Source organism: Chromohalobacter sp. HP20-39 (assembly GCF_033052815.1).
Taxonomy (GTDB): domain Bacteria; phylum Pseudomonadota; class Gammaproteobacteria; order Pseudomonadales; family Halomonadaceae; genus Chromohalobacter.
Window position 1 is genome coordinate 1 of the sequence record NZ_JAWHTP010000494.1, and the last position, 294, is coordinate 294.

Sequence of the window (294 nt, forward strand, 5' to 3'; positions counted from 1 at the left end):
CTGGCAGACGCATTCGACAGAATGCCGGCGACGACGATAGCAACATTGATCCAGTTCATGCGTCGGTTCGGTAAGTTTGCACTGCGACTTGCAGGGCGTTCTCGATCGAAGTGAGCCGTTGCTCGGGCTTCGTGAGCATCTCGATGGAGATGTTGGGCAGTCGGGCAGCGTGCAGTGCAGTTGCAATGGTTGCGTGGTCGGTGGCGACTGAACCAAGTGGTGCGAGATCCGGCTCGCTTGCATGCACGTATCCAACTAGGTCCGCGCACTGACGCACTGTCTCGGAAGGGGATT

1 protein-coding gene is annotated in these 294 nt (G+C 58.2%); it reads right to left on the reverse strand.

The window, feature by feature from the left end:
- Nucleotides 1-55: 55 nt before the first annotated feature.
- Nucleotides 56-294: hypothetical protein (locus tag RVY79_RS18940; protein ID WP_317466104.1), on the reverse strand; the 239-nt coding region annotated here is incomplete at its 5' end.